General features: G+C 61.2%; 31 protein-coding genes. 21 read left to right on the forward strand and 10 right to left on the reverse strand.

The genetic code is table 11. The features are described 5' to 3' along the window. Window positions 1-45: 45 nt before the first annotated feature. From J2X71_RS25940 to J2X71_RS25950, 3 genes are all read left to right on the forward strand, one after another. Entirely contained in the window at window positions 46-291 is a 246-nt protein-coding gene (locus J2X71_RS25940; RefSeq protein WP_007826392.1) for a hypothetical protein, read from the forward strand. A gap of 76 nt (window positions 292-367) precedes the next feature. Beyond that, the gene (locus J2X71_RS25945; protein WP_113325356.1) at window positions 368-1,267 is read left to right on the forward strand and encodes a transglutaminase family protein; all 900 of its coding nucleotides are present in this window, start codon (window positions 368-370) and stop codon (window positions 1,265-1,267) included. A 65-nt stretch (window positions 1,268-1,332) separates the two neighbouring features. Then, window positions 1,333-2,142 (forward strand): transglutaminase family protein, encoded by an 810-nt coding sequence (locus tag J2X71_RS25950; RefSeq protein WP_310386581.1) that lies wholly within the window; start codon window positions 1,333-1,335, stop codon window positions 2,140-2,142. 15 nt (window positions 2,143-2,157) lie between these two features. Here the strand turns inward: J2X71_RS25950 and J2X71_RS25955 are convergent, their stop codons facing one another. The 3 genes from J2X71_RS25955 to J2X71_RS25965 all read right to left on the reverse strand — a co-directional run bounded on the left by J2X71_RS25955 (window position 2,158) and on the right by J2X71_RS25965 (window position 6,607). Then, window positions 2,158-2,808 carry a hypothetical protein gene (locus tag J2X71_RS25955; protein WP_310386583.1) on the reverse strand — a complete coding sequence of 217 codons (651 nt, stop codon included), beginning with the start codon at window positions 2,806-2,808 and terminating at the stop codon, window positions 2,158-2,160. 102 nt (window positions 2,809-2,910) lie between these two features. Then, the gene (locus J2X71_RS25960; RefSeq protein ID WP_310386585.1) at window positions 2,911-5,775 is read right to left on the reverse strand and encodes a PAS domain-containing protein; all 2,865 of its coding nucleotides are present in this window, start codon (window positions 5,773-5,775) and stop codon (window positions 2,911-2,913) included. Between the two features lie 199 nt (window positions 5,776-5,974). Continuing rightward, complete coding sequence (locus J2X71_RS25965) at window positions 5,975-6,607, reverse strand: CatB-related O-acetyltransferase (protein ID WP_310386587.1); 633 nt, start codon at window positions 6,605-6,607, stop codon at window positions 5,975-5,977. Between the two features lie 192 nt (window positions 6,608-6,799). Here J2X71_RS25965 and J2X71_RS25970 point away from each other — a divergent pair, with 192 nt between their 5' ends. The 3 genes from J2X71_RS25970 to mauJ all read left to right on the forward strand — a co-directional run bounded on the left by J2X71_RS25970 (window position 6,800) and on the right by mauJ (window position 9,490). Beyond that, window positions 6,800-7,138 carry a YciI family protein gene (locus J2X71_RS25970; protein WP_113325353.1) on the forward strand — a complete coding sequence of 113 codons (339 nt, stop codon included), beginning with the start codon at window positions 6,800-6,802 and terminating at the stop codon, window positions 7,136-7,138. Between the two features lie 186 nt (window positions 7,139-7,324). Further along, complete coding sequence (locus tag J2X71_RS25975; protein WP_113325352.1) at window positions 7,325-7,858, forward strand: DUF1269 domain-containing protein; 534 nt, start codon at window positions 7,325-7,327, stop codon at window positions 7,856-7,858. A gap of 285 nt (window positions 7,859-8,143) precedes the next feature. After that, window positions 8,144-9,490: a methylamine utilization protein MauJ gene (gene mauJ / locus J2X71_RS25980; RefSeq protein WP_310386592.1), complete on the forward strand. Its 1,347-nt coding sequence runs from the start codon at window positions 8,144-8,146 to the stop codon at window positions 9,488-9,490. A gap of 34 nt (window positions 9,491-9,524) precedes the next feature. Here mauJ and J2X71_RS25985 read toward each other — a convergent pair whose 3' ends face one another. Then, the gene (locus J2X71_RS25985; protein WP_310386594.1) at window positions 9,525-11,306 is read right to left on the reverse strand and encodes a PAS domain S-box protein; all 1,782 of its coding nucleotides are present in this window, start codon (window positions 11,304-11,306) and stop codon (window positions 9,525-9,527) included. A 257-nt stretch (window positions 11,307-11,563) separates the two neighbouring features. Beyond that, window positions 11,564-12,184, reverse strand: coding sequence for a helix-turn-helix transcriptional regulator (locus J2X71_RS25990; protein WP_310386596.1), 621 nt, complete (start codon window positions 12,182-12,184; stop codon window positions 11,564-11,566). A 271-nt stretch (window positions 12,185-12,455) separates the two neighbouring features. On the opposite strand from J2X71_RS25990, the gene J2X71_RS25995 reads away from it, so the two are divergent. The 11 genes from J2X71_RS25995 to J2X71_RS26045 all read left to right on the forward strand — a co-directional run bounded on the left by J2X71_RS25995 (window position 12,456) and on the right by J2X71_RS26045 (window position 19,760). Continuing rightward, the gene (locus J2X71_RS25995; protein WP_310386597.1) at window positions 12,456-12,683 is read left to right on the forward strand and encodes a hypothetical protein; all 228 of its coding nucleotides are present in this window, start codon (window positions 12,456-12,458) and stop codon (window positions 12,681-12,683) included. Continuing rightward, a complete protein-coding gene (locus J2X71_RS26000; protein WP_310386599.1) occupies window positions 12,676-12,888 on the forward strand; it encodes a hypothetical protein in 213 nt (70 codons plus the stop codon). Before J2X71_RS25995 ends, J2X71_RS26000 begins: the two co-directional genes overlap by 8 nt. Before the next feature lie 83 nt (window positions 12,889-12,971). Then, window positions 12,972-13,400, forward strand: coding sequence for a hypothetical protein (locus J2X71_RS26005; RefSeq protein ID WP_310386601.1), 429 nt, complete (start codon window positions 12,972-12,974; stop codon window positions 13,398-13,400). A 90-nt stretch (window positions 13,401-13,490) separates the two neighbouring features. Then, window positions 13,491-14,264, forward strand: coding sequence for a CHC2 zinc finger domain-containing protein (locus J2X71_RS26010; RefSeq protein WP_310386603.1), 774 nt, complete (start codon window positions 13,491-13,493; stop codon window positions 14,262-14,264). Continuing rightward, a complete protein-coding gene (locus tag J2X71_RS26015) occupies window positions 14,258-16,009 on the forward strand; it encodes a DUF5906 domain-containing protein (protein ID WP_310386605.1) in 1,752 nt (583 codons plus the stop codon). The genes J2X71_RS26010 and J2X71_RS26015 overlap by 7 nt, the downstream gene beginning before the upstream one ends. Before the next feature lie 376 nt (window positions 16,010-16,385). Continuing rightward, on the forward strand, window positions 16,386-16,610 hold the full coding sequence (locus J2X71_RS26020) for a hypothetical protein (protein WP_113325344.1): 225 nt from the start codon (window positions 16,386-16,388) through the stop codon (window positions 16,608-16,610). 531 nt (window positions 16,611-17,141) lie between these two features. Continuing rightward, window positions 17,142-17,939, forward strand: a complete 798-nt coding sequence (locus tag J2X71_RS26025; protein WP_310386607.1) for a glycosyl hydrolase 108 family protein — start codon at window positions 17,142-17,144, stop codon at window positions 17,937-17,939. A 151-nt stretch (window positions 17,940-18,090) separates the two neighbouring features. Further along, entirely contained in the window at window positions 18,091-18,432 is a 342-nt protein-coding gene (locus tag J2X71_RS26030) for a hypothetical protein (protein ID WP_310386609.1), read from the forward strand. Between the two features lie 239 nt (window positions 18,433-18,671). After that, a complete protein-coding gene (locus J2X71_RS26035; protein ID WP_025669006.1) occupies window positions 18,672-18,950 on the forward strand; it encodes a hypothetical protein in 279 nt (92 codons plus the stop codon). A 243-nt stretch (window positions 18,951-19,193) separates the two neighbouring features. Then, window positions 19,194-19,436, forward strand: coding sequence for a hypothetical protein (locus J2X71_RS26040; RefSeq protein WP_310386611.1), 243 nt, complete (start codon window positions 19,194-19,196; stop codon window positions 19,434-19,436). A 72-nt stretch (window positions 19,437-19,508) separates the two neighbouring features. Next, window positions 19,509-19,760, forward strand: a complete 252-nt coding sequence (locus J2X71_RS26045; RefSeq protein WP_310386612.1) for a hypothetical protein — start codon at window positions 19,509-19,511, stop codon at window positions 19,758-19,760. Between the two features lie 225 nt (window positions 19,761-19,985). Here the strand turns inward: J2X71_RS26045 and J2X71_RS26050 are convergent, their stop codons facing one another. Together J2X71_RS26050 and J2X71_RS26055 are read right to left on the reverse strand one after the other, a co-directional pair. Continuing rightward, window positions 19,986-20,156 (reverse strand): hypothetical protein, encoded by a 171-nt coding sequence (locus J2X71_RS26050; protein ID WP_310386614.1) that lies wholly within the window; start codon window positions 20,154-20,156, stop codon window positions 19,986-19,988. 120 nt (window positions 20,157-20,276) lie between these two features. Next, complete coding sequence (locus J2X71_RS26055; RefSeq protein ID WP_007826441.1) at window positions 20,277-20,486, reverse strand: cold-shock protein; 210 nt, start codon at window positions 20,484-20,486, stop codon at window positions 20,277-20,279. A gap of 303 nt (window positions 20,487-20,789) precedes the next feature. On the opposite strand from J2X71_RS26055, the gene J2X71_RS26060 reads away from it, so the two are divergent. After that, entirely contained in the window at window positions 20,790-21,134 is a 345-nt protein-coding gene (locus tag J2X71_RS26060) for a hypothetical protein (RefSeq protein ID WP_310386616.1), read from the forward strand. A gap of 221 nt (window positions 21,135-21,355) precedes the next feature. Here the strand turns inward: J2X71_RS26060 and J2X71_RS26065 are convergent, their stop codons facing one another. Both J2X71_RS26065 and J2X71_RS26070 read right to left on the reverse strand, forming a co-directional pair. After that, on the reverse strand, window positions 21,356-21,508 hold the full coding sequence (locus J2X71_RS26065) for a hypothetical protein (protein WP_246778895.1): 153 nt from the start codon (window positions 21,506-21,508) through the stop codon (window positions 21,356-21,358). 469 nt (window positions 21,509-21,977) lie between these two features. After that, entirely contained in the window at window positions 21,978-22,181 is a 204-nt protein-coding gene (locus tag J2X71_RS26070; protein WP_113325332.1) for a hypothetical protein, read from the reverse strand. Window positions 22,182-22,543: 362 nt separating this feature from the next. Between J2X71_RS26070 and dusA the strand changes: the two genes are divergently transcribed. The 3 genes from dusA to J2X71_RS26085 all read left to right on the forward strand — a co-directional run bounded on the left by dusA (window position 22,544) and on the right by J2X71_RS26085 (window position 25,391). Next, a complete protein-coding gene (gene dusA, locus J2X71_RS26075) occupies window positions 22,544-23,581 on the forward strand; it encodes a tRNA dihydrouridine(20/20a) synthase DusA (protein ID WP_310386620.1) in 1,038 nt (345 codons plus the stop codon). Window positions 23,582-23,729: 148 nt separating this feature from the next. Next, on the forward strand, window positions 23,730-24,248 hold the full coding sequence (locus J2X71_RS26080) for a DUF992 domain-containing protein (RefSeq protein ID WP_310386622.1): 519 nt from the start codon (window positions 23,730-23,732) through the stop codon (window positions 24,246-24,248). Window positions 24,249-24,554: 306 nt separating this feature from the next. Continuing rightward, window positions 24,555-25,391, forward strand: a complete 837-nt coding sequence (locus J2X71_RS26085; RefSeq protein ID WP_310386623.1) for an SDR family NAD(P)-dependent oxidoreductase — start codon at window positions 24,555-24,557, stop codon at window positions 25,389-25,391. Window positions 25,392-25,428: 37 nt separating this feature from the next. Here J2X71_RS26085 and J2X71_RS26090 read toward each other — a convergent pair whose 3' ends face one another. After that, a complete protein-coding gene (locus J2X71_RS26090; RefSeq protein WP_310386702.1) occupies window positions 25,429-25,968 on the reverse strand; it encodes a Pycsar system effector family protein in 540 nt (179 codons plus the stop codon). Window positions 25,969-26,061 lie beyond the last annotated feature (93 nt).

A 26,061-nucleotide genomic window follows, 5' to 3' on the forward strand; every position in this document is an offset into this window, starting at 1 on the left:
TACCCGGATGGCTCGGCCATATCAGGAACGAGCAAGGACCATGAAGTGGCAGAATTCGACTATATGATCGAAGCCGGGCTTTACACCGGCAAGACATTGCGCAGCTCCCGCGGCCCCCGCTATAAGCGCTTCGAAACGGCCGCGGAAGCGGTGCGTTTTGCCATGGAAGACCTGCCCGGTCCGCAATTGCGCGGCTGTGTGCTGGAAGTGAATGAAGCCCGCTTCGACGAAAAGCAGATCCGCATGCTTTACGATGCGCCCGCCTATCCGCTTTCGCGCAGAGAGAAGTGACGGGCGCCCGCGGATATTTTCACCGCGGTCATGTTTCCCCATGGTCAGTGCCGCGTCATGAAAATAGGGAGGCAGGATGACGATTTTCTCCGTCCGCCACATCACGTCCTACCACTACAAAAGGCCGGTGCATTTCGGACAGCACCGGCTGATGTTCCGCCCCCGCGACAGCTTCGACCAAACGCTTCTGAGCTGCAGCCTCGATGTCTCTCCGGGGCCGGCATCCGTGCGCTGGATCCACGATGTCTTCGGCAATTGCATCGCACTCGTCGATATCACAGCCGCCTCCGCCGAACTGCGCTTCGAAACCGTCATCCGTCTCGAGCATACGGCGCAGGTTCCGCTCGATCTGGAGATCGACCGCAAGGCGTTGAGCTTTCCCTTCGCCTATGACGAGGACGAGGCGATCGATCTCGAACGCACCATCGTCAGGCACTATCCCGATCCCGATGACGAAGTCGGCAGATGGGCGCGGCAATTCGTGCCCTTGAGCCATCAGGCGCGCACCGGCCACATCCTGATGACGCTCTGCTACGCGATCCATGAGAGCTTCACCTATGTCAGGCGCTTCGAGCACGGCACGCAGGCGCCGCGCGACACGCTTCGGCTGCGCAGCGGCACCTGCCGCGATTTTGCGCTGCTGATGATGGAGGCGACCCGCTCCCTCGGTTTCGCCGCCCGCTTCGTCACCGGCTATGTCTATGTCGCCGATCGCGATGGCTCCATCACACTTGGCGGCGGCTCGACGCATGCCTGGTGCCAGGTCTATCTGCCTGGTGCTGGCTGGGTGGAATTCGATCCCACCAACGGCATCGTCGGAAACCGCGACCTGATCCGCGTCGGCGTGGCCCGCGACCCGCGCCAGGCCGTGCCGCTGTCGGGCAGCTATGACGGCGGATCGCGCGATTTCGACAGCATGAAGGTGCAGGTCAACGTCACCACGGAACAGGAATTCGATACCGCAAAGGCCAGGTGACGGAACGCCTGGCCCGCTGATGCATTCGCCTGCAGGACAAACCCTGTTTCAAAGGACCACGACTCATGAAGATACGTGCAGGCTTCCACATCGGCTATGAATGCGAGCATGAAACGCCCATGCTGCTGGTCCTCAACATCCACCCGTCCCGCCGGGTGGATCTCCTGACGGAACAGGTGCTGAGCTTCGACCGACCGATCGAAGCCTGGGGCTACACCGATACGTTCGGCAATGCCTGCACCCGTATCGTAGCACCTCCGGGCCTGACGACCATTTCCACCGAATTCGAAATCTATGACAGTGGCCTGCCCGATCCTGTTCCCGAAGGTGCGGTCCAGCACAACATCAATGATCTGCCTGATGATGTGCTCGTCTACCTGCTCGGCAGCCGCTATTGCGATACCGACCGTCTCGCCGATTTCGCCTGGAAGACCTTTTTCAAAACACCGCTCGGCTGGCCGCGCGTCCAGGCGATCCTCGATTTCACCCACAAGCGCATCGCCTTCGATTATCAGAAGGCCGACCCGCTGCGCACCGCCTTCGGCGGCTTCACGGATCGCACGGGCGTCTGCCGTGACTTCGCCCATCTCGCCGTCACGCTCTGCCGCTGCATGAACATCCCGGCGCGCTACTGCACCGGCTATCTCGGCGATATCGGCGTCCCCAAAGACCCGAACCCGATGGATTTCAGCGCCTGGTTCGAGGTCTATCTCAGCGGCCGCTGGTACACGGTCGACGCCCGCCATAATGCGCCGCGCATCGGCCGTATCCTGATGGCCACCGGCCGTGACGCCACCGACGTCGCCATGTCGACGGCCTTCGGCCCCGCGATCCTCAAGCGCTTCGAGGTGATTACGGATGAGATGCCGGTTTGAGGTGGCTTGCTCCCCTCACTCCTCAAAAGGCGCCTGCGCAACGAGATCAACCGAGGACGTCGCAACAGCATAACCGGGCACGAGACGTTCGCCGAAATCCCGCACGAAATTGTCATAGGTCGTTTCCGGCCGCGTCCTGGCGATATGGCAGAAACAGCCTGTCATCTTCTTTTTCATGCCGAGCCGGGGAAATTCCGCGACGATCACCTTCATCTCGGCCGCCGGAATGAGGCTGTACTGGAAGCCGACGACATCGAGGCAGATGCCGGTCGTGCAGAGCGCAATCTCGGCCTCCTTGTAGAGACCGATTGATGGCGTCGAGTTCAGCGCGACGGCATCCCAGATCATCTGGGCGCGGCGCCGGTCGAGCCCGGCATCCACGGCAAAGCCGCGCGCCAGATCCGCCGCTTCCACCTCGAACCGGCGCGGCCCCGCAAAGCGCTCGTTGAGGGTGATGTCATGCAACAGCGTGCCGAGTGCGACGACTTCGCCATCGTGCTCGATGCCCCGCAACTGCCCAATCCGGACAGCAAACAGCCAGGACCGCATGACGTGATTGAAGAGATAGGGTTCGCAGTCCGTGCGCGCATATTCCATCGCCCGATCGATGATGGCAGTACTCGGAACCGAGACGCCCGCAAGCATCCGTGTCTCTGTCGTGTTCATGATGCCAAAGCCTTCTTCTGATGCTGGAAGCGATCAGAGGAATAGATCGGCGCGCACCGCCCCGCTATCCAACGAAGGTTTGCCTATGGCGATAGGCACGCCTCACGCGACTGCCACCTCATCCGGCAGCGTGAAGATGAACCTCGTCCCGCGCGGCTCGTTCTGTTCCGCCCACAGCTGACCGCCATGCGCCTCGACGATCGAGCGGCAGATCGCAAGCCCCATGCCCATGCCCTGCTCTTTCGTCGAAAAGAAAGGCTCGAATATCTTGTCGGGAAATTCGATACCCGCGCCCCGGTCGCTGACTTCGATGCGCATCATGCCGTCCGCCCTGTGCACGCTCACTTCAAGCACCCTGTCATCGGCAACATCGGCCATCGCATCCATGCCGTTGCGCATGAGGTTGATGACAACCTGCTGGATCTGCACTCGGTCGAACGCAATGCCGAGCACAACATCCTCGCCGTCGATATCGACGCGGACGCCGCGCCTGATGGCCTCTTCGGCCAGCAGATCGCCCGCCTCGGTGATGACACGGCCGAGTGTGACGCAATCCCTCTTGTCCTCGGCGCGTTTGAACAGGGCGCGCACGCGCGTGACGACATCGCTTGCCGAATGCGCGCTGATGATGATGCGCTCCAGCGTTTTCTGCGCCCGCTCGATATTCGGCGGTTCCGCCATCAGCCAGCGCCGGCAGGCGTCTGAAGAACTCATCACCGCCGAGAGCGGCTGATTGACCTCATGCGCGATAGAGGCCGAGAGCTCCGCGAGGCTGGCCGCTTGGCTCGCCCGCGCCAGGCTCTCCTGCGCCGAAAGCAGCTTTTCCTGCGCCCGCACCTCGCCGTCGATATCGAGGCAGACGACGTTCCACTGCACGATCGCGCCTTCGGCATCGCGCATCGGTGCTGCGCGCGTTTCCACCCAGCGATATTCGCCATCGAAACGTCTGAGGCGATGCCTGCGGGCATAGGGTTCGCCCGTTGCCAGCGAATGGGCGTATTTCTCCTTCACCCCGGCCAGATCATCGGTATGGATGCCGGCATCAAGCGTGCCGGCAAGCCGGGATTTGCCGGTCCCGTCCAGCTGTTCGAGATCGTAGCCGAGAAATTCGCGCAGCCGCTGGCTGCGGAAGACCGGCTCTCCATCAGGGTCGGCGCAGTCGATCATTGCCGGCAGGGTTTCCACCAGCTGCCGCAGGAAGCGCTCGCTCTCGCGCAAGGCTTCCTGGGTGGTGACGAGGTCGTGGATGTCGGAGCTGACGCCGTACCATCGCAGGATGACCCCTGCCTCGTCCCTCAGCGGTTCCGCCCGCGTCTCGGTCCAGCGATAGCCGCCATCGGCGCGGGCCTGACGGTATCGCACGAAATAGGATTCCCCGGTGGTGAAGGAATGCAGTATCGCCCGGCGCGCCGCCTCCCGGTCATCTGCATGGATGACGCTGAGCGAGGGCAGTCCGTCAGGCCCGATCATCTCTTCCAGGGTGGCACCCGTCACCTCGGTGAAAGGCTTGTTGACATAGATCGGCCGTCCCTCCGCCGTCGCGCTCCAGATCAGAGCCGGCACGGTATCGATGAGCTGTTGCAGCTGTCGCTCGCGTTCGCGAAGTGCTGCCTCCGTGCGCTTGTAGGCGTCGATATCGACAGTCACGCCATACCATCCGGTGATGCGCCCCTGCCCGTCGCGTGTCGGCCGCGCGGCCGCCCGGTGCCAGACATAGGCGCCATTGGCGCGCAGAACCCGGTATTCGAAATTCCAGTGCTCGCCGGTCCGCAGCGCATGGCGCAGCGTCTCGCCTGCCTCTTCGCTGTCATCGGGATGCACGCCGCGCTGCCAGCCCTGCCGTCCGCCCTCGATGAAGGGTTTGTCGTCGAGAAGCAGGTTCAGGTCTTCGAGCACCATGGCGATCGAAGTCTGCGCCGTCGGCGTCGCATAGGTGAACTGCCCTGATGCATCCATCGCCCAGGCGCCGCCATAGAGGTTCTCGATGGCAAGTGCGGCGCGCACCGCTTCGCCGGTCTCGCCAAGAGAGCTCGCCGTCGTCCACCGCTCGTCCTGCCGCGCGACCGCCGGATCGACATCGACACTGGTGCCGTATTTCGGCTCCACTCGAAACTCCACCCACCGGTAGCTTCCGTCGGGCTGAAGCTTCCGGTAGCTGCTGACCTGGGGAATGCCATGGAAGAAAGCCCGCGCACGCGCCTGCTCCACCGTCGCCCTGTCATGCGGATGAACCTCCGCCATATCGGCCGGAGAACCACCAGCCGCCATCCCGCCGGCAAGGGGCGCGCTCTCGGCATCGATGACAGTGCCGTACCATCCGGTAATGACGCCATTGCCGTCGCGCAGCGGCTGTCCCGTGCTCCGCGTCCAGCCGTAGCCGCCCGTCGGGCGCAGCATGCGGCTATCCACGCTGTAATGCTCGCCCGTCTGCAGGCAGCGCCGCCACAGGGCCGCGGCAACCTCATAATCGTCAGGGTGGATCGCCCGCTTCCAGCCGAATTCCTTGTCGTCGTCAGGTGCATTGAAGTCTTCAAGGCCGAGACCGAGAGAGGCAAGCACACTGGGGGTCACGTAGAGGAAAGCGCCCGAGGCATCAGTGGCCCAGGCAACGCCGGTGAGCCGCTCGACCGATTTGGCCGCCCGCACGGCATCGGCATCGGCCCTTTCAGGCGCGTTGACCGAAACGAGCGGGCCGAGAGACAACGAAAGCGCAAAGAAAGCCGCCCATGATAAAGCAGGTTCGCGCATTCCGGCATCGAGCAGAGCCGCCAGCAGCGCGCCGAGCAAGGCCACCGCCAGAACGGAATAAATGAGCTTCGCAGCAGCGCCGCGCGCATAAAGGAAAGCAGCGGCAACGGGACCGAGCAGCCCGAGCGGCGTCATCGTCAGCCAGGACACGGCTATGCCGACGAGGCAGGCGACGACGGCAAGCGCCAGGCGCCGGGGGTAGAGATCCGGCATCAGCATGCGCGCATCCCGCCATCGGGCGCGGGTTGAAAACGATTGGCGACGTGGCCGCTATCGGCCATTGGCGTCCGGCCGCATGAAAGCATGGTTCGACCTGATCCCATCATGTCAGAAGATTGCAACATTCCGTCTGTGTCGAGGATAATCTCGCCGAGGACAATTGGAAGGGCGCCGGCGGTCGCAGGCATCGCCTGTCCGTTCAGGCCCGCTTCAGCGCCGCGAGATCGCCGCTCTCCAGCGCCGGCAGATTGGCTTCGATCTTGTCGATCGGCCAGTCCCACCAGGCAAGGTCGAGGATCTCGCTGATGACCTCGACAGGATAGCGCATGCGGATGATATGTGCCGGATTGCCGCCGACCACAGCATAGGGCGGCACATCGCGGGTGACGACCGAGGCGGCGGCGACAATCGCGCCCGCGCCGATCGTGACACCCGGCATGATGACGGCGTCGTGGCCGATCCAGACATCGTGCTCGACCACCGTATCCTTCACCGGCAGATCCTTGTAACCGAAGGTCTCCGGCTTGAAGATGCGGAAGGGATAGGTGGTGATGCCGCCCATCGGATGATTGGCCGAACTGGTGATGAAATAGCTGCCACGGGCAATCTGCACGAATTTGCCGATCACCAGCCGCTCCCGGCAACCCCGCCCCAGATAGGGCGCAAGGATCTCGGCCGTCTCCTCCAGCTTTCCGTAATGCGTGAAGTAGCTGTAATCGCCGATCTCCATGCGCGGATGATCGATGACATTCTTAAGGTACATCGTCGTCTTCGAAACCCTGCCATCGGGATGGGTGACGGGAAAGGCTAAATTCGCATCGAGAAGCGGCATAAGAAGACCTTTGCGTGGGGTTTGGCGGCAGCGGGCGCCGCCGCCGGGCGGAATGCGGAAGCAGGAACCCCTATAGCCGATCCGCCCGCAGGATCCAAAATCTCTCGAACGACCTGTCGAATTCCGCTCCGCCCATTCGTCTGTAGAATGAAGCCAGGCCAGCCGGCCAGCCTGACATCACAGGAGAAACAGATGCCCCAATATCTCGTCGCCATCCACCTCCCCGACGATTACGCCCCCTGCAAGGAAGACGATGCGACGATGCGCGATATCGACGTGTTGAACGAAGAGATGGTGGCCGCCGGCGTCAGGCTCTTTGTCGGCGGCCTCAACCCGGTCAGCAAGGCAATGTCGGTGCGCGCGCAGCCAGACGGCAAGCTGCTCGTCACCGACGGACCATACCTCGAAACCAAGGAACATATCGGCGGCTTCTGGGTGCTGGAAGCGGCCGATATGGACGAGGCGCTCGCCTGGGGCCGCAAGGCGGCAATCGCCTGCCGCGCGCCGGTCGAGGTGCGCGGCTTCAACTGACGGCACCGGCTCCATCCTTCATCGCCCTCTCACATGCGAGTGGTAGAGCAATTCCAGCAAAAGTGTGCAGCGGTTTTGCGTCCGGAATTGCCTAAGCAAAAAGCCCTAGCAAATGGCGGCCGCCTTATGGACAGAGCGCCGCCAGCGCCTATCTGCCGCATCTGTGGTCCAACAGGAGGGAAAGCCATGTCAGAACTCGTGGTGCTTGGTTTCGATACCGCCGACAAGGCGGATGCCGTGCTCAATCGGCTCGTCCAGCTTGAGAAGGAATATCTCGTCGATCTCGAGGATGCCGTCATCGCCGTGCGCGACCCCGCCGGCAAGGTGCGCCTCAAGCAGAGCGTCAATCTCACGGCCGCCGGTGCTGCAAGCGGCGGCCTCTCCGGCGCGCTCTGGGGTTCGCTCGTCGGCCTGCTCTTCCTCAATCCGCTGGCCGGCATGGTCCTCGGCGGCGCCTTCGGCGCAGGCTCCGGCGCGCTTGCGGGCTCGATGACCGATTACGGCATCGACGACGACCTCATCAAGAAACTCGCCGACACCATCCCGGTCAACAGCTCCGCCCTCTTCCTGCTGCTGCGCAAGGTGCAGCCCGAAAAGGTGCTGGCCGAATTCAAGGGCGAACACGCCACCATCCTGCGCTCCTCGCTCTCGCCGGAGCAGGAAGAGCAGCTACGCAAGGCGCTGGCGTCGGAGCCTGCGGTCGCGACGCCTGCGGCCTGAGCAGGATCGGATCGAGCGAGGATGTCGGGCGCAACCGCCGTGCCCGACATTGTTATCGATCAATGCAGCTAGGCACTGGTCGCAGCCCGCTAATCCGACAGTGGGAAGGATTACATCTAACGACGCCTAGTCGAGGGATCGACGCCTCTCCCATGCAGGAACCCACAACCTTGCGGAGAATCGATTATTTACTCACACTAAAGCAAAGAAGGTATCAGAGCACAACGCGATGGGTGGCCACGGGTTGCAGCAGCAGTCTTTTGCGCCAACCGTATAAGGGCTACAATGTTCGAAAAGGCCGGCATTCCCAAGGTGCAGAATTTATACAATGGCCCCCTCGGCGTAAGGGGTAACTGGATTGTAGCCTGTGTTCGTTCGCAAATGGCTTGGCCATGCGTAACAACGGAAGTGGCCTTCCGTCAGCGCACCATCTTGCTCATACCGTGGGCCGAAGCTGGAGGGGATGCCGGGGTAATGTATCCGGCCGCCGCAGTTTGTTTAGGCCCTGGCGAAGATGCAGACGTTGGGCAGTTGTTGATCAGCCATTTCCTCAGCTCGTTGGCTTGGGCACACGGGCAGTCTATCGAGATCGAACAGTGGAGCGGAGGGAACATCCCGAGATCCATGGGCGGGTTCAATGGACCGTATATTGCCGCCCGCGACTTCCTGCATCCTTATGTACCTGATCCCGCCGATGCCAAGGCCCGTCTGGCACTCGGATTTTATCGTGAGGGGCTCGGTTTAAACAATCTTGCCTACGCATGTCTAAGCTTCTTCAAAATCCTCAACATCTTTATGCAACATGGCGGGGATCAAGTGGCTTGGATCGACGAAACCATCCATAAAATCAAAGATAACCGTAGAGCTAAGACTCGAATCTCATTCCTCCAAAACGCGGGCGAAAAGCTGGGCGCATACCTGTACGGGTCCAACCGCTGCGCTGTGGCCCACGCCTTCAGCAACACCGCGAATCCTGAAAATCCGGCTGACATGCGACGTATGCGGCAAGATTTGCCCGTCGCACAGGCGTTAGCGGAGTACGCGATCGAGCACCATTTCGGCGTCAAGAGCAGCCAAACAATTTGGGAAGAACATCTTTACGAACTGGAAGGTTTCAAAACGATTTTTGGTGAAAACGCTGTCGCTACCATAAAGACAGACGGCTCACTTCCGCGGGCTCTTTGGCCGTCACTCCCGAGGCTTACAGTAACTTTGGCGGGCAGCGAAGGGTTCGCGACACTCAGCAAACTTCGCGCAGAAATAGTGGCGACTGCCGATGGCTGCACCGACGTTCAGTGCACCTCGGATGACAATCTCACAGCGATGATGCTGCGGTTAAATTTCACAGAGGAGCGACTACAGATCGACGTTACCCACGGGCTAATGGCAGCCGACGATGGATCAGAAAGGGCGGCGAGAGGCTGCGCAATAATTATGCGCTTTATCCGAGACTACATACTCAACGGTGTTCTTGAGGTGTGGAATTGGGATCGGCAAAAATTGCTTGGAAGATGCGATGCCTTTATTCCGATGAATATCGATCTCGGCGCCACCAAACGATCCTATGACGAGCTCATTCGCAACTACGAAACTGAAGCTGAACAGCGCTCAACGTCAGCCAACAATGATTGAACTGAGGTTATTCGAAACCTGCAAAAAAGATCCCTCACCGCCTAACCTTAATCACCTCGCCCAATGGCGCCTCCAGCAGAAACTCAAACCCCGCCGCCTCATAACTCAACTCCGCCTTCCCCTGAAACGAAGCCGGCAGCAACCGCCCGATCATCCGCGTCCCAAATCCCTCGCGTTTGGGCGCACTGATCTCCGGCCCGCCGCTCTCCCGCCATTCCAGCGTGAACTGCCCTTCGCCACCGGCATCCTTCTTCACGCCCCACGTCAGCTCCACCAACCCCGTCTCAAGACTCAGCGCCCCGTATTTCAAGCTGTTCGTCGCAAGCTCGTGCAGCGTCAGCGTCAGCATCAGGGCCTGTTGCGGCGCAAGGTCGAGATCGGGGCCGGAGATGCGGATGCGCTCGCTGAAATCGCCGACAGAGATCAGCCCGGCCTGGGCGAGGCTGTGCAGGCTCGCATCCGCCCAAGCGGTCTCCGTCAGGATATCTGTCGCGCGCCCGAGCGAGACGAGGCGCGAGCTGTAGGTCTCGGCAGCTTCCGCGAGATTGTCGGCCTGGCGAAAGGTCTGGTTGGCGATCGATTGCACAAGGCTCAGCACATTCTTCAGCCTGTGGCCGAGCTCGTGGTTCAGCATCTGCTGGCGCTGGCGGGCGTGCACCCGCTCGGTCACGTCGGCGGCCATGCCGAACCATTCGGCAATCTCGCCCCTGGCATCGAAGACCGGAATGGCGCGCGAGAAGGTCCAGCCCACTTCGCCATCGGCCCGGCGCACGCGGTGTTCCAGCTCGAAGGGCCGCCGCTCGCGGATGGCGTGGGCAATCGCCATGCGGATCTGGGGCAGATCCTCGGGAAAAAGATGATCGTCCATCCAGCGCACCGTCGGCCCCTCGACATCGGAGAGGGAGCCGCGGCCATCGAGCTGGCGCATCTCCTGCCAGTCCGGGCTCATGCGGAAGACGACATCGGAGCTGGCATTGACGAGCGCGCGTGAACGCTCCTCGCTGCGCCGAAGCGCCTCCTCCGCCCGCTTGCGCTTGGTGATATCCTGCATCACGGCAAGCACCCGCGGTGGTTTCTCGCTGATGCGCGAGACGAACATTTCCAGCACCATCTCCTGCGGCTCGGATTCCCGCACGAAGCGGACGGGCTCGCCCGTCGTCAGCACCCGGTCGTAATCGTCGTACCAGTCCTCCACCTCGTCGGGGAAGAATTCGCGGATCGTGCGGCCGCTGAGATCGGCGATGCCGAACATCGCCTGCATCGCCTTGTTCATGGCGATATAGCGATAGTCGCGCAGCCCATCGGCGCCGACAGGCAGCCGCTCGATGATGCAGGCGCCCTCGTCGATGGAATCGAACAGCGCTCGATATTGCACCTCGCTTTCGCGCAGCGCCGCTTCCGCCTGCTTCTTGTCCCTGATATCGCGGAAGATGATGGCGACCTGCCGCTCTTCGACCACGCCGATGCGGAAAGCATGGACCTCGTACCAGCGCCCGCCGAGCGCATCGGCCTGATGCGCAAAACGAACGGGCTCGCCCGTCAGCGCAACCTGGCCGTAAATGTCGAACCAGAATTCCTCGTGATCGGGCGCAAGCTCCCGCATCGTCCGTCCGTCGGCCTGGATCAGCCCCGTCTGCCGCTCGAAGGCAGGGTTGGTGAGCAGGAAACGATAGTCCCGCACGCCGCCCTCGTCATCGAACAGCACCTTTATGGTGCAGAAACCGTCATCGATGGAATCGAAGAGAGCCCGGTAGGGATGTTCACTATCACGCTCCGCCATTCCCGCCCGAACGGAGCCATTTGACTCAATGTCCATCCAACCCGCCTTCAACGCCGCTCCTATCCCCATCAGCCGCCAGAAAATGGCTGAACCCAGATGCATCGATAGCTGATCGCCTGAGGCTGATGACCGGCCATTCTGCACCATAAATTAGCGCTGGGCGGATTATTTCCAAGGGAGGTCATTGAGCGCGGAATGCGTCAGCGGCAGTTCAGAGGAAGCATGGCCGAGACGACATCGCTGTAAGCGAGACATGCACCTCCAGCGGCGGGGGCCGTCCACCATCATGCCCCCTACGGTATCATCACCAGCACCGGCGTCGCCGTCGTGAGCACCGCCTCCCCGATCCCGCCATCAGGCGAAACCACCCTCGCCTCGCCGGTCTTGCGGGCGCGGTCGAGCTTGGCGAGGATCTGCTTGCCGCCGGAAAGGCAGCAGATCGAAAGCGCGCCGATCGCGCCGGGCTCGATGCCATCGGTCGGCGCAAAGAGCAGCACGGCATCGTCCCAGATCGACAGCGCGCCGGTGGAGGCCCGCACCTGGGCAGCGATGATCCGCCGGTTGCGGCCGGCGCCGATCGAGAGCTGCGCCTTGTCGAGCACGGCCTGCGGCAGCGGCTGCGGCTCGGGAAGCGAACGGACTTCGCCATCCTCGCCGATCACGGCCGAGAGCAGGATCTTCGGCCCCAGCCCCTCGCCTTCACGCGTGATTCCCGCATGGTGCATGACCTCGGTCACGGATACGCCGAGGAAGGACGCGATCTCGGCGGCCTCCTCCATCGTCATCTTGCGTTTGCCCGAGAAGGTGCGGGAGACGGCGGAGGCATCCTTGCCGAGATGACGGGCGAGCGCGCGCAGCGATTGCCCCCTGTCATCAAGCTGGTTGTGAAACCAGTTGCCATCGATCTCAGCCATCAGCGTCCCCATGCACATATGCAGCGTTGCTTATTTGTTGCAAAAAACGCAACGAGGCGCAAGCAACTGCACCGGGCTTTTTACCGTCAACCTTTGACATGGTTGATCTGCTCAAGTTGCAACACGACCCGCCTTTCCGCCGAAAAACGTTCGTTCAAAGGCAGGGACGCAAAAGATAGGTATTTTTTCCTATTTGAGATTGACGTTGCGATTTCGACAACATAATCTCAACTCCAACAACAAGAGCCGCATGACAGGAGGGAAGATCAGCATGGCAAAGGCCCCGACGCCCTGGCAGAAGGTTGCCGCCAAATTGGCGCTGACGCCGAGCGAGCTCGCAGCCGAGCTCAAGCGCCACCGCTCCAAGATTTCGCGGGCGTTGCGCGATGAGCGCGGCCTCATCAACGGTCGCGACCAGCTGATGCTTCTGCAGGCGGCAAGACGCCATGGTGTTTCGCTCACCCTCTCCGATCTGATGCCGGAGGAGGAGGATGCGTAAAGAGCCGCTTTCCATGCTGGCGCAATCGGAGCTGATCGATGCGCTGATCGGGCGCTGCGTCATGCATGGCGGGGCGGCCGCCGGCGAGGCGTTGCTGCTCATCGATGACGAAGCGGTCGACGACCTCGTGCATCTCGCCAACCGGCTGCGCCGCCTTGCCCTCTTCGAAGACCGCATCCGCGCGATGGTGATGGCCCAGCCGTAGGCATCCGAAATCAGTTCGCAACGTCACGACATCGCGGCCCGCCCGGTGAGGCGGCTCGCACTAGAAAACCAGTGAGGATGAACATGCAGACCATCACGACACGACCGGCCGGGAAAGCCGCCACCCCGCCTGCCGCTACCCCTCAGACGGCTGGCCCGCTCACCATCACCAAGCCGCTGCTCTGCCCCTGCTGCAAGCAGCCGGTCACCATTCCCGCCCCCGAGATCGTCATCGATCACTATGGCATCACGCCGATGGAAGGGCGCATCTTCGAGGCGGTCTGGAAGGGCAAGGGCCTGCCCGTCATCACCGAGCGCATCTTCACCGCCATGTATATCGACGATCCCGATGGCGGCCCCTCGCCGGACAGGATGTACCTCGCCTTCAAGGTCGCCCTTTGCCACCTGCGCCAGAAGCTCGAAGGCTCCGGCATCGGGATTGCCAATGTCGGCTATCGCCGCGGCTACCGGCTGGTGCTGGAAGGCAAATTCCCCAGCACCACCGCCCGCTAAATCCCCCAGATACGTGAAAAGACCACGGCCGCCGCCCGTATCGCGCCGGCCGCGTTGCGATAATGACAACATCATTGCAAGAGCCACAACATGCCATCAGATCTCGAACGGCTTCGCCGCGATGTGTCGCTGTCCGAGACAGCGGCGCGCTATGGCTGCAGGCCGCAGAGGAACGGGCATGAGCATCAGGCCTGCTGCCCCTTCCATGCCGAGGAGACGCCCTCCTTCACCATCTTCAGAGGGCAGGATGGCATTGAGCGCTTCCATTGTTTCGGCTGTGGCGCCGGCGGCGATGTCCTGGATTTCGTGCGGCAGATCAAGGGCGTCGATCTCGCGGAAGCCATTCGGATCCTCGATGGCGTCAGCCATATCAGGCCGAACATCACGCCACGCGCACCGCAGATGGGCGACCCCTACGAGGGCATCACGCCCCTTCCGCCTCCATCCGAGCCTGTCAGATCAGGCGCCCGCATCCGCCTCTACAATCCCAAGCGCAAGGGCGACCGCTCCGAATGGGGCTCATTTTCTCCCTCCATGGTCTTTCCCTATCGGCAGGCCGATGGCGCGCTGATCGGCTATGTGCTGCGGCATGACCTGCCCGATGGGGCCAAGGAAACGCCGATGGTCATGTTCGCCCGTCTGCCCGACGGAAAAGAGACCTGGTGCCGCTACCCCTTTCCCAAGCCGCGCCCGCTCTATGGGCTGGATAATCTCGGCAAGACGAAGCAGGTCATCGTCGTCGAGGCGAGAAATGCCGCGACCGGCTGGCACAGAAATCCGGCCGCACCGTACTTTCCTGGGCCGGTGGCACGCAGGGCGTCAAACACACAGACTGGTCGCCGCTCGGAGGCCGCGATGTGGTGATCTGGCCGGATTTCGATGCGCCCGGCCTTTCGACGGCAGACGAGATCGCCGCCATTCTCTCCGCCCTAGGCGCGCGCGTCCGGCTGGCAGGTTTTACCGATGCTGGAGCCGCCTCTGATCTCAGGTATTTCACCTATTCCGACTGGCAGGCGGGTCACCTTCCCTGCCGCGGCTGGGATAGTGCCGATGCCGTCGATGCCGGTTGGACGCGCCTTGAGCTCGATGCCTTCATGCGCGCCACCATCCGCCGCCATGCGCCGGCCCCGGCCGAGCCGCCGACATCGGCAGAAGAGCAGGACCAGCACGTACCGAAAGCGCCGCCGCCGGGCGCCGATGGCATAGACAGCATGCCGGAATGGTTTCCGAGCCAGCCTTTCGGCTCGGAAGTCTGGCTGGCGCGCATCTTCAACGAGCATCTGGCAAAGGCCTGCGGCGGACGGATCGTCCGTGCCGATGGCAAATTCTGGGCCTATGGCCCCTCCGCCTGGCGCCCCATTCCCGAACAGAAGATCCGCCTTGCCATGCATGCCTTCGATGCTATTGGCATAGGCCCGAAGGAAAAGCCGCTGAAGCTCGGCAGGCACATGATTGACGGCATCGTCAACGAGTTCGGCACGCGCACTGCCGAGGCCGGCTTTTTCGGCAATCCCGCCATCGGCGTCAACGCACTGAACTGCACCATCACGCTGGATGAGACCGGCAAGGTGATCTGCCGCGCCCATGACCCGGATGACCGCTTCCGCTTCACGATCGCCGCGGACTATAACCTGTACACCGAAAGCCATCCGCCCGAGGGCTCGCTGCTGCACAAGCTGCTCTACGGCGCCTTTCAGGGTGACCCTGATGCCGCCGACAAGATCAGCCTCGTAGCCGAAATGCTGGGTGCTGCCGCCTTCGGCCTTGCCACCCGCATCCGCCAGCCGAAGGCCTTCATCCTGCTCGGCGAGACCGCCAGCAACGGCAAATCCACCATCGCCGCGCTCTTCCGCGCGCTGCTGCCTGAAGGCGCCGTCTCCTCCATCTCGCCCGCCTTCTTCAATGATGAGAAGCGCATCATCAATCTCGCCGGCAAGGCGGCGAACGTCGCCGACGAGCTGAGTGCGGCGGCCATTTCAGGCGAGGAATTCAAGGCGGCCGTGACCGGCAACCCGATCGAGGGCCGCAGCCTCTACAAGGATGTCCAGAGCTTCATTCCCCGCGCGCTGCACTGCTTCACCACCAACACCCTGCCGCGCTTCAATGGCGGTATCGACCGGGGGCTCCGCCGCCGCCTCGTCGTCATCCAGTTCAACCGCAGCATTCCCGAGCATGAGGTCATCCCCGATATTGCCGAGCGCATCGCAAGGGAAGAATTGGAACTGCTGCTCGGTTTCGCCGTGTCAGGCGGCCAACGGCTGAAGCGCAACGGCGGCTACACCATGCCCGAAAGCTCGAAGGAAGCGCTGAACGCCTGGCTGCTGCTCGACCCGCTCAACGAATGGTTCGATATCCGTGTCGAGCCGGCGCAGACCGAGCCCGCCGGCGGCTGGCTGCGCACCGCAAAACTCTTCGAGGATTTCCGCAAATGGGCGATCGACCAGGGCTACCGCGAAAGCTTCCTGCCGCCCGTCAACACCTTCTCCCAGCGCCTGAAATCCATGCCCGATGTGCGCCTGGTGCGGTTTGCGACCGGCACGGTGGCGCATGGCGTGATATTGAAGGAAAGCACGCTGATGGGATCGACCAGTTACGCCGACGTCTTCTGAGGCGAGGAGCGGCCGGATTTTCGATCAACGGCCATAACAGTCTCGCGTAAAAATTGACTCGCCTTCCGCTAGGAGATGTGACCATGTGCATAGGTGGTCGGCTCTTCTATCCAGCCCGCGAAGCTGTGCTTTCTGAAGCCCGCCCACCCCCTACGGCAGGCTCGTTCCGAACCGCGAGCGCCCGGTACCCAACCGAGAACCACATCACGTGGTGGGCTTTGCCGTCAGTGTCGCGCTTGCTGAGCCTCGGCCGCTGTTTTTTGGCTGATCGCCTGCAGTCCGCTCTTGCCGCGGCGTCAGCGTCAAAGCCGGCAAGAAGACATGGCCAATGAGAAGATATGGCCAATAAGAAGATATGGAATGGAAGAGAAATAGCATGTCACGCCAGGATCTCGACCGCATATTGTTTGACCGCATCTGGGATCTCGGCGCCCAGGCGGTGAAGGATGATCACGTGTCGGCGCTTGCCTATGTGACCGTCACCAAGCCGACCCTGGAAGAATATCAGGAGAGTCACGGCCCCCTGCAGGCCGATCTCATAAAGGTCATCCAGCTCGGCATCCTGAAGCTTCGCGAAAGAGGCGAATTGCAGGAGCCGTAAGGCCTGTAGCTTCGAGGCTCGGCTGTTGCTGAGCGAAACGCTGCACTTTTCCGCCCCCGGTCGCAAAAGGCAACGGTGATCGTCTGTCGACCGTCATGGAAGAACTTGCCTGCCTTGCACAGGCTTTCCCGGCGCGACATTCCAGTCCTGCGAACCGTCCCATAGCCCTATTTGATTAGGCTTTTTTTTGGAACGATCTTTCAGGCTCGTGGTTCTGCTACAGGCCCTCAAAAGCCGGCCGCCGCGCCCCACTCTGTTCTCCTGTAACGGAGGCGGCGGTCACTCGTCCGTGGGGAAATCAGGGCACTCGCCGACGTTTCGATCCGAAACCCGCCTGCAGAAAATCCCGGGAGCGCTCCGGTTAAACCCGGCTGTCATCCTCTCTCAAATGGCGATGGGAGCCATCCCGATCGCCCCGGAGAGAGTGCGTGAGTAAGCCTGATTGCCAGGCGTCCCCCAGATATCGTCATGCAACAGGCACAACTGTTGCCATCAGAAACTTGTCGCGATCCACCCAAAAAGGAACGCGGCATGACCAGCGCGAATTTCCCGGACTGCCTCTCGATCACCCTGCACTCCGAAGGCGGCCTCTCCATAGAACGCACCGATCCCGGCAACTGGACCGGCGGCAAGATCGGCCAGGGCACGCTGAAAGGCACCAAATACGGCATCTCGGCCGCCGCCTTCCCCAATCTCGACATCCGCAACCTGACGCTCAATGACGTCAAACCCATCTACAAGGCCAAATACTGGGACAAGATCGGCGGCGACACCCTGCCCCCAGGCTTCGACCTCGCCACCTTCGACTACGCCGTCAACTCCGGCCCCGCCCGCGCGCTGCGCGACGCCCAAACGGTGATCGGCGCTCCAGCGGACGGCAAATTCGGCCCCATCACCCGCGCCAAGGCCGCAACCGCCGGCACCAAGGAAATCAAGGCCCTCTGCGCCCGACGACTGAGCTTCATGCAAAGCCTCGCTATCTGGAAAACCTACGGCAAGGGCTGGTCCGCGCGCGTGGCGAAGATCGAGGCGAAGGCCGTGGCGATGTATCTCCGCGGGCAGCCGGGCGTGGATGTGAAGGCAGCGCTAGCGGATGAGGCAAGCAAGGCGGAGAAGACGGCCGTTACGCTGCGGAAGGCGGGTGCCGCGATTGCGGTGTCGGCGTCAGGTGGTGCGGGAACTGGCGCGGCGCTGCCCGCGGAGCCGAATTTGCTGGTGCTTGGTGGGGTGATGTTGGCTGGGCTGGTCGTGGCGGGTGTGCTGGTTGTGAAGGCGGTGCGGGCGAAGGAGCGTGCGAGAGCCTATCAACAAACGGCAGAGGCACCATGAACTGCTGAAAAACTGCCGGCTGCCTCGCCGACAGCTCGACCGACTTCAAACCAGTGATAGAAAAAACACGGAAGCAATCAAAGTATATTTCCCGCGTAACGAGAATCAAAATAAGGATACGGCGCTTGTGGCACTATATTAAGGGATAATCATGCGCGCCTATATTGCAATGACACTGATCGCCACCGGATTGCTCACCGGCTGCGTGCCGACCGAGAAGCAATATGATGCAGCCGTCAGAGTGTTGCGAGGCAGCGAGCGTGAGAGAAACGGGCTTTTGGACGAGTGCATAAGGCGCCTCGGCTTTTCCGACAAGAAGGCCCGCCATAACGCCGCTGTCGTGATGAGCGTGGCAGAAAAGGACGCTCCGAAAGTTGCCTGCAGCCGATACACGAAAGCGATCGTTTCCGGCAGCATAACCTATCAGGATACGCTCGACATCAAAAATGGCCGCTACACCCCGAAGCTGATCAAGATCTTCCAGGGCCGATAGGCTGACCGCCTGTCACCCCTGCCCTTCACGCCTCCTATTCTGACGACAAAGCGGGCGTGATTGCCGGCGTCAACAATTCCGGCAAAACTGCGCAGCGGTTTTGCGTCAGGAACTGCGTAAAACAAAGAGATAGAACATCTTCATGATTCGAATAAAAACGGAAATGCTCTAGATTACCCTAATGGCCTGTTCGGCGACCGCGTCGCCATCTGGATGCGCCACCTTTCGAAGGAGAGCGCATGAAAAAACCGAAGCGTATTGAAGAGATGAGTACGGAGGAGCGCGCCGATACGCTGCGGCGGCTGAGCCAGACGCTGCATTTTTCGGCGATCGTCGCCAGGCAGGCAGGCGACATGCTCTGCAAGCCGCTGGAGGAACTGGCCGACAGGCTGCTGCGCGATGGTGCTGCAATATCGACCGATCGCTCCGAGGTCGCCATTGATGTCATTGCCGAAGCCATGAACCTGCTCGGGCGCTTTGAGCTGAGCCATTCGGGCAACAAGTCGACATTGCATTGACCCCGAGGTCGCTTGCGATCCTCCAGTCGACCCCGATCGCCCGAGGTCGCTTGCTTTCCCCCAACAGTCGACCTGAGGGAAGCGCCGAGCCGCATCCGGAGGGGGTGCGGCGGCCCTTGTAAAAGCCCGCCGAAAGCCTAGTTTGGATAGGATAAAGTTTGTCCTAGCGCGCGTCGGCGCCGAGCCAAATCCCCTCTCTCGACAAGCCCGTTGCGGGCCTGTCCACCGGCGTTAGGAAACCCCATGGCCGCCACCAAAGAGCGCTTTTTCAAACAACAGGGCCGCCCGCCCGCCCGCAAGGCCGAGGAACCGCCTCACGCGGCCTATGCAATCATGGCGACCGAAGCGCGCCAGCGCGATGCAAAGACGGCGAAGCTGCGCGCCTTGCGGCTGGAGCGTGAGGCAAGCAGCCTTCAGGAAGTGGGCGAGCCTGTCGCAGCAAAACCCAAACCCAAGCCTGCCGTCCGCCGCTCGCGGTATCAGTAAGCCGGTGTCATCTCCCATGACCCCGCAAGCACGGCTTTTACGGCCATGACCACCCAGCCTCCGATAAACGATATGTCGCTCGAAGAACGCCTGGAGACCCTCAAGCTTCTGAGCGACGCGCTGCAATTCTCAGCCGTGATTGCCCGCCAGCAGGGCGACGAGGCGTACAAGGCCATGGATTGTCTGGCCGAGCGCCTGCGCGCCGATGCGCAGATACTGGCGCATGATCCTTCGCCGACGACCAACGCTGTCGTCATGGAGGCGATCACGCTCCTTGGCAATTTCCAGATGGCCCATCCGGCTCGCAACAACAGCAAGCATTGAGCCGCTGCTGTCGGCGGGGATGGACTGGCCTGCGGTTGACGCGCCGGTCGACCGGCTGCAAAGCCGGTGTCCTTTAATCTTGATAGTCCGAATTTTTGGATATTGAGGCGCGGCCGCGGATTTTTTATGAGAAGCTGTAGACCCAGTGCGGCGGCAATAAAAAAGCGCTCAGCCACCTCGTATGGCTGAGCGCTTTTTTTTGACCTGGCGGGTGGCCCGCCGGGCTTATCTTCCGCGCTGTGGCTTGCGGCTTTTATCGTTCTTGTCTTTGGCTGACGACGTCTTGGCGTCCAGCGCCTGACCGAAATTCGTGCCTCCAAGGTGCCCGCCGCCGCTGGTGTTGGCCAGCTGGCGCTCGGCACGTCGAAGCAGCTGTGCTGCGTCTGTCTTGCTCATTGTTCTCTCCCGGAAAGTTGCTCGCAAATAAAAAGGCCGGGGCTGGCCCGACCTTTCCAGGGTTCGCAAGTCCGCAGTGCCAGTACATCCGTGGTCAAAGCGGGGGTGCGAGCCGATTGTTTATTCAGAGGCGAGGTTCTGCGCGGCGTTCTTGCCGCTGCGGGGGTCCTGCACCAGATCGAAGCTCACGGACTGGCCTTCACGCAGGAAGGACATGCCGGACTGTTCGACAGCAGAAATATGAACGAACACGTCAGGCGAGCCATCCTTAGGCGAGATGAAGCCGAAGCCCTTTGCCGTGTTAAAAAACTTTACAATACCTGTATTCATAACGATTTTCCTTTCAATCGCATAGAATTACTGCGCCCGCTGGATGCGGGCCGTAAATGGTCGAGCTTGAGAGGAAAGATTAGCCAATGCGCCTTTGCGCAAAAACGAAGCTAACGAAGCAAATTCGATTTTGAAGAGATAGGCTATGTTTGTGTTCATAACAAGGTTACATTTATTTTTATTTGGTTTTCGCCCGTTGCCGCGCTGGTAAAACAGGCGCATGTTGGCTGGTCAGCAGCCATCTTTCCGGGCGCTGTTGGTTAAGGGCATCCACACCCTGGCCCCGACCGAAAGGAGGACGCGATGTCTTCCTCCATCCATCAGACCTTTCTCGACGGCGACGATATAAACCTGCTTTCACGCGTACTCAAAAGCGCCGGATATGACGAAGCCGCAGCGCCGGAGCTGTTCGCACAGGCTGCCAGCAAGGCACTTGCCCTCTTCAGACGCGGCATGCGCCGCGAAGACGCATTGCTGACAGCGATAAGGATCATGCAGGACAGGCAGCAGATCCTGCGGCAAACCGGGAATACCGAATTTGAAAGCCGTTTCGCCATTCAGGGCCTGCCGCCGTCCAGCATCGTTATCGATGAGGCAGGAGCCAGCATCATCATTGATGCGACCGGAGAAAGCGTTGCACGCAAATAACCGGCATCTGCATCCGGTAGCAACCGCGCAGCTCATGGCGGCGGCCGATACCGAATGCGCGGTATCGGCATCGTTTGATAGCCGTCCTTGCCCAACCGCTTTTATATTCAGCATGGCCGGGCGACCGGACCAGCGACGCCTATTCCTTAGATGCGATAATAATCCTCGCCCAGTCGCCCCTCTGAGCCTCGCGCAGGCATCCGCAAGGACGGCCCGATAACTCAGCTATTCAGCTTCAGCGCCAGCTGCTGCCCGCCAAACACCTTCAGCACATGTTTGTTGATCGGCCGCATCGCCTCGATGCGGCGTTGTTCTTCCCGCCTGCGCGCTTCGTGGCGCTCGCGGTCTGCGCGCAACTGCGCGGCAAAGGCCATGGCCTTGTCTGCTGCTCCTGAATAACTCGGGCTTGCTGCCATCGAACTCTCCATCAGAACATAGATGAGAACGTTTATTTGTTCTCATTTTGTTCTCATTTTCAGAGAAGTCAAGACTATCGTTTCAGGTCAGTACAAAAGATGGGATTCCGGCGCGGGAAGAGCGATGCCGGCAAAAAGACAGGAAAGCGCCAAGTCTTTGACGCAGAAAACTATTCTCTCGTCTGGAGCCAGACCATGGCGAAAGACATGAGGCCGCAAAGGGTGGCGATCAGAAGCAGGTTGTCCATCGAAATCCTCCTATATATGGCGAAAACGCGGCAGAAGGGTTTTGGTTCAATTGCCTCTCTAATTCAGGCGATCTTCTCGCCCCTCTTCTCGTTTCGCCTTCCCTTTCTCTCTCAGGCTTTCCAATAAAAAGGCCCGCAGCATTCCTGCTCGGGCCTCTCTTTATTCCGCCAATGCCTGTCTATGCCGGCCTGATCACGGTCATGATGACGATATTTCCGGCTTCGTCTCGGGCGCTGTCCGTCATCGCAATAACCTTGCCGCCAAATTCCGCCTCGGCCTCAGCGAACGCCTCCCGCACCAGGCGAAGCGTTTCCAGATAGGCGCTGTTGTCTCGCCTGGGCATTGCAAGCAATGCCTTGATCCCTGCGCTATCGTCCGTCATGAGGCTGATGCACTCCTTCGCTGCGGCTGCGTGGCGACCATCGATCCGCTTTGCAAGGTCGGTTGGATGGATGCGCCTGCGGCCTTCTGGCTTTGCTCGATCCTGAGATCAGAATATCAGCATCGTCCTCCGTTGCCTTCCCGGAAAACGGCACCTGGGTCAAGTGCGGGAGACAGCCTCCAGGAAGATGACAGCCGGCGCCCCAACACCGCATCTCGCTTTATCGCCACGCCTCATGTATAAGCCCTCGTCCCATTGCCGCCCCTGCCCCGGCGTTTCGCCAACGAGAGCTTGCAGGATCGGGCCTCTGCCACGACATGAGGCCACGGGACCCACGACCGGACGAAAGAAGACTTGAGATCATGACCACGGCAAAGACGGCTGTTTCAGAAGCAAACCAGCGCTATTTCAAGGCGCCGGTCTTCGCCGTTGCGCCCATGATCGACTGGACCGATCGTCACTGCCGCTATTTCCACCGCCAGATCAGCCGCAACGCCCTGCTCTATACGGAAATGGTCGTCGCCGACGCCATCATCCATGGCCCGCGCGAGCGCCTGCTCTCCTTTGATGGCACCGAACATCCAGTCGCCCTGCAGCTCGGTGGCTCCGATCCGGCAAAGCTCACTGAGGCCGTGCGCATTGCCGAGCCCTATGGTTATGACGAGATCAATCTCAATGTCGGCTGCCCGTCGGATCGTGTCCAGTCCGGCACCTTCGGCGCCTGCCTGATGCTGACGCCCGAAACGGTTGCCGAATGCATCGCCGCCATGAAGAAGGTCGCCAAGGTCCCGGTCACCGTCAAATGCCGCATCGGCGTCGACGAGCAGGAGCCGGAAGAGGCCCTGCCCACGCTGATGACCCGCGTGCTCGATGCCGGCGCCGACGCGATCTGGATCCATGCCCGCAAGGCCTGGCTGAAGGGCCTGAGCCCCAAGGAAAACCGCGAGATCCCGCCGCTCGACTACGACATCGTCTACCGCATGAAGGCCCGCTTCCCCGATGTCTTCATCGGCATTAATGGCGGCATCCACACGCTGGATGAGGCGCAGGCCCACCTCGCCCATGTCGATGGCGTCATGCTCGGCCGCGCCGCCTATCAGAACGCCGCAATCCTTTCCGAGATCGATCAGCGCTTCTACGGCGCAGCGGCCTCGGAGCCAGATTGGAACGATCTCCGCGACCGCATGATGGCCTATGCCGAGCGCCATATCGCCAATGGCGGCCGTCTGCAGCATATCGCCCGCCACATGGTCGGCCTCTTCACCGGCCTGCCCGGCGCACGCCGCTACCGCCAGATCTTGTCGACCGATGCCGCAAAGCCGAATGCCGGCCCGGAAGTGATCGCCGCAGCCTTCGCCGCGGTCGATTTTTCCGGCTCGACGGAAGCCGTCAGCGCCTGAGCGGCACAGGCATCGATCCGAACCGTTAGAGCAACCATTTGCCGACAGATCGGGCTTGCAGCCCGGTCCGTTTCCTTTCGACGTTTGAACGAAGTGGGAGTGAACGCGTTTATCACGGTCCCCCAAAAGAGTATGGAAGGAAACACTCATGAAGAATCTCCTCATCCTGGCAGCTGCCGCTTCCCTCGGTTTCGTACCCGTGGCCGAGGCCGCGAGCCAGCACAAGCAACCGAAACATGCCGCCCAGCAGGTCGTAAATGAGCCGAGGCAACGTCTCGGCACCCTTTCCTGCGAAGTCGCCGGCGGCGTCGGCATGATCATCGGCTCGAACAAGGCGATCGACTGCAGTTTCAAGCAGAACACCGGCAAGGTCGAGCATTATACAGGCACGATCGGCAAGCTCGGTCTCGATGTCGGTGTCACCGGCAAATCCTTTCTCAGCTGGATCGTCGTCAACACCGCGCCCACGCGCGTCGGCGATGGCGCTCTCGCCGGCACCTATGTCGGCGCATCGGCCAGCGCGTCCGTTGGTGTCGGCCTCGGGGCAAATGCCCTGGTGGGCGGAAATTCGAAGAATTTCGCATTGCAGCCGCTTAGCGGCGAAACCGGAACCGGCGTGAACCTGGCCGCAGGCATCTCTCGCCTCCAGCTGAAGGCTACACGCTAGACCGGACAGGCGGCGGCCAACCGGTCGCCGCCGCGAAGTCGCTCGCGCGCCATGGGCGAGAAACGATTGGCGTTTTCCCGCTTTCGGCTGAGCGTGTCGGCATGGTGCTGGCCTTTTGATGAAGCAGGCCGAAATAACGGCAATGGCAGTCCGTCCAGTCGATCATTGGCAGAACAGCTGCTGCCCCCTGGTCTTCACAATGGCCCGGTGGCACCGTATCTTACGCTGCCCCCAGATATACCGCAGCCCAAATGCGCGCTGACTACTCGCGCCTGAAAACAGCCATCGTATAGGAGGCTAGCCAACATGGAAGATGTTGTCGCGTTGGTAACAGGCGCAAGCCGCGGTGTCGGCCGCGGGATTGCGCTTGCCCTGCTCGCCGAGGGAGCCACGGTGCATGTGACCGGCAGGACGCGTTCCGAGGCGAGCCTTGAAGGCATACGCGCGGGATCGCTGGAAGGGCTCGAGCTCGAGGCTGCGGACCTGCCCGGGCGTGTTGTTATTCATCAGTGCGACCACAGCAAGGACACTGAGACCGAGCGCGTGGCCGAAGAGATCAGGGCCGGCAACAGGCTGGATATTCTGGTGAACAATGCATGGCCCGGCTATGAAAACATGGTTGAGGATGGCGATTTTACCTGGCCCCGCGCCTTCTGGGAGCAGCCCCTCTGGCGGTGGGACGCGATGATGGGCACTGCGCTGAGGGCGGCTTTCATGATGTCGCGTGCAGTCGCACCTCTCATGATCTCGGCGCAGCGCGGCCTGATCGTCAATATCTCATTCTGGGCAGGGCAATTCTACGATGGCAACGCGATCTATGGGATGGCCAAGGCTGCTGCCGACAAGATGGCTGCAGACTTCGCGCATGATCTGCGCCCGCACCATGTCGCCGCTGTCGCGCTCTATCCCGGCCTGGTGCGCACCGAAGCCGTGATGCAGAACGCCGAATATTTCGACCTGTCCAATTCCGAGTCACCGCAATTCATCGGCCACGTCATATCGGGACTTTGGCGAGACCCGGCGCTGGTGTCGAAATCCGGAAAAGTCCTGGTCGCAGCCGAGCTCGGCCAGGAATACGATATCGCCGACATCAACGGCTATAAGCCTGTTCCCCTCACCGCGGCGGACTTTGCCAAAAGCTGAAGTCATGCCGGCAGCGACGGCAAACCGGACCTTGGACTCAGGCTGCCACCAGCAACAACACATAAGCCACGACCGTCACCATCAGCCCCCGAAAGGCAATCGTCACGAAGCGGTATTTGCTGCGGGCGATGTGCGAGAGAATGTCGGCATTTTCCACATACTGGTCGAAGAGATAGCGCTCGTCGCGCCGGATCGCCGCCTCGAAGAAGGCGTCGCGATGTCTGGGCCATGCCCCCCAGAACATCGATGTGGATTTGTCGAGCCGCCGCGGCAGCACCACCAGGATGGCCGACAGAATCGAAAAGACCGAGGCTGCGGCCAGGAGCCCGGAGAAGAGAATGGCCTGCGGCGTGCCCTGCGCATAGCGCGCCCAGGTGAAGACTGCCCTTACTTCGACGGAGCTCACAAGAAAGGCGAGCATAAAAGTAAAGATATAAGCGGCCTTCTGATCCGATATCTTGATCTGATCATAGAATATGTCGTTGATTTTCTTGATATGGTCGAAATATTCCGAGCAAATATCTTCTGTCGACGGAGAGCTGGAGGGCAGCTCCGCAAAATTTTCAAACTCGCTCAAAGGAAATCCCACCCCGCAATAGTGTTTCCCTAATAATACACTTGGTTGCGAAAGCAAGAACACGTGTGCATCCAGCTTGACTTTTACACCGCG

The sequence above is a fragment of the Rhizobium sp. 1399 genome (assembly GCF_031455475.1).
GTDB lineage: Bacteria > Pseudomonadota > Alphaproteobacteria > Rhizobiales > Rhizobiaceae > Rhizobium.

What these genes read in the sequence shown, in the direction of transcription:
- J2X71_RS25945 (WP_113325356.1), top strand. Translation starts at nt 368, where the DNA reads ATGACGATTTTCTCCGTCCGCCACATCACGTCCTACCACTACAAAAGG.
- J2X71_RS25950 (WP_310386581.1), top strand. Translation starts at nt 1,333, where the DNA reads ATGAAGATACGTGCAGGCTTCCACATCGGCTATGAATGCGAGCATGAA.
- J2X71_RS25955 (WP_310386583.1), bottom strand. Translation starts at nt 2,808, where the DNA reads ATGAACACGACAGAGACACGGATGCTTGCGGGCGTCTCGGTTCCGAGT.
- J2X71_RS25960 (WP_310386585.1), bottom strand. Translation starts at nt 5,775, where the DNA reads ATGCTGATGCCGGATCTCTACCCCCGGCGCCTGGCGCTTGCCGTCGTC.
- J2X71_RS25965 (WP_310386587.1), bottom strand. Translation starts at nt 6,607, where the DNA reads ATGCCGCTTCTCGATGCGAATTTAGCCTTTCCCGTCACCCATCCCGAT.
- J2X71_RS25970 (WP_113325353.1), top strand. Translation starts at nt 6,800, where the DNA reads ATGCCCCAATATCTCGTCGCCATCCACCTCCCCGACGATTACGCCCCC.
- J2X71_RS25975 (WP_113325352.1), top strand. Translation starts at nt 7,325, where the DNA reads ATGTCAGAACTCGTGGTGCTTGGTTTCGATACCGCCGACAAGGCGGAT.
- mauJ (WP_310386592.1), top strand. Translation starts at nt 8,144, where the DNA reads ATGTTCGAAAAGGCCGGCATTCCCAAGGTGCAGAATTTATACAATGGC.
- J2X71_RS25985 (WP_310386594.1), bottom strand. Translation starts at nt 11,306, where the DNA reads ATGGACATTGAGTCAAATGGCTCCGTTCGGGCGGGAATGGCGGAGCGT.
- J2X71_RS25990 (WP_310386596.1), bottom strand. Translation starts at nt 12,184, where the DNA reads ATGGCTGAGATCGATGGCAACTGGTTTCACAACCAGCTTGATGACAGG.
- J2X71_RS25995 (WP_310386597.1), top strand. Translation starts at nt 12,456, where the DNA reads ATGGCAAAGGCCCCGACGCCCTGGCAGAAGGTTGCCGCCAAATTGGCG.
- J2X71_RS26000 (WP_310386599.1), top strand. Translation starts at nt 12,676, where the DNA reads ATGCGTAAAGAGCCGCTTTCCATGCTGGCGCAATCGGAGCTGATCGAT.
- J2X71_RS26005 (WP_310386601.1), top strand. Translation starts at nt 12,972, where the DNA reads ATGCAGACCATCACGACACGACCGGCCGGGAAAGCCGCCACCCCGCCT.
- J2X71_RS26010 (WP_310386603.1), top strand. Translation starts at nt 13,491, where the DNA reads ATGCCATCAGATCTCGAACGGCTTCGCCGCGATGTGTCGCTGTCCGAG.
- J2X71_RS26020 (WP_113325344.1), top strand. Translation starts at nt 16,386, where the DNA reads ATGTCACGCCAGGATCTCGACCGCATATTGTTTGACCGCATCTGGGAT.
- J2X71_RS26025 (WP_310386607.1), top strand. Translation starts at nt 17,142, where the DNA reads ATGACCAGCGCGAATTTCCCGGACTGCCTCTCGATCACCCTGCACTCC.
- J2X71_RS26030 (WP_310386609.1), top strand. Translation starts at nt 18,091, where the DNA reads ATGCGCGCCTATATTGCAATGACACTGATCGCCACCGGATTGCTCACC.
- J2X71_RS26035 (WP_025669006.1), top strand. Translation starts at nt 18,672, where the DNA reads ATGAAAAAACCGAAGCGTATTGAAGAGATGAGTACGGAGGAGCGCGCC.
- J2X71_RS26040 (WP_310386611.1), top strand. Translation starts at nt 19,194, where the DNA reads ATGGCCGCCACCAAAGAGCGCTTTTTCAAACAACAGGGCCGCCCGCCC.
- J2X71_RS26045 (WP_310386612.1), top strand. Translation starts at nt 19,509, where the DNA reads ATGTCGCTCGAAGAACGCCTGGAGACCCTCAAGCTTCTGAGCGACGCG.
- J2X71_RS26050 (WP_310386614.1), bottom strand. Translation starts at nt 20,156, where the DNA reads ATGAGCAAGACAGACGCAGCACAGCTGCTTCGACGTGCCGAGCGCCAG.
- J2X71_RS26055 (WP_007826441.1), bottom strand. Translation starts at nt 20,486, where the DNA reads ATGAATACAGGTATTGTAAAGTTTTTTAACACGGCAAAGGGCTTCGGC.
- J2X71_RS26060 (WP_310386616.1), top strand. Translation starts at nt 20,790, where the DNA reads ATGTCTTCCTCCATCCATCAGACCTTTCTCGACGGCGACGATATAAAC.
- J2X71_RS26065 (WP_246778895.1), bottom strand. Translation starts at nt 21,508, where the DNA reads ATGGCCTTTGCCGCGCAGTTGCGCGCAGACCGCGAGCGCCACGAAGCG.
- J2X71_RS26070 (WP_113325332.1), bottom strand. Translation starts at nt 22,181, where the DNA reads ATGACGGACGATAGCGCAGGGATCAAGGCATTGCTTGCAATGCCCAGG.
- dusA (WP_310386620.1), top strand. Translation starts at nt 22,544, where the DNA reads ATGACCACGGCAAAGACGGCTGTTTCAGAAGCAAACCAGCGCTATTTC.
- J2X71_RS26080 (WP_310386622.1), top strand. Translation starts at nt 23,730, where the DNA reads ATGAAGAATCTCCTCATCCTGGCAGCTGCCGCTTCCCTCGGTTTCGTA.
- J2X71_RS26085 (WP_310386623.1), top strand. Translation starts at nt 24,555, where the DNA reads ATGGAAGATGTTGTCGCGTTGGTAACAGGCGCAAGCCGCGGTGTCGGC.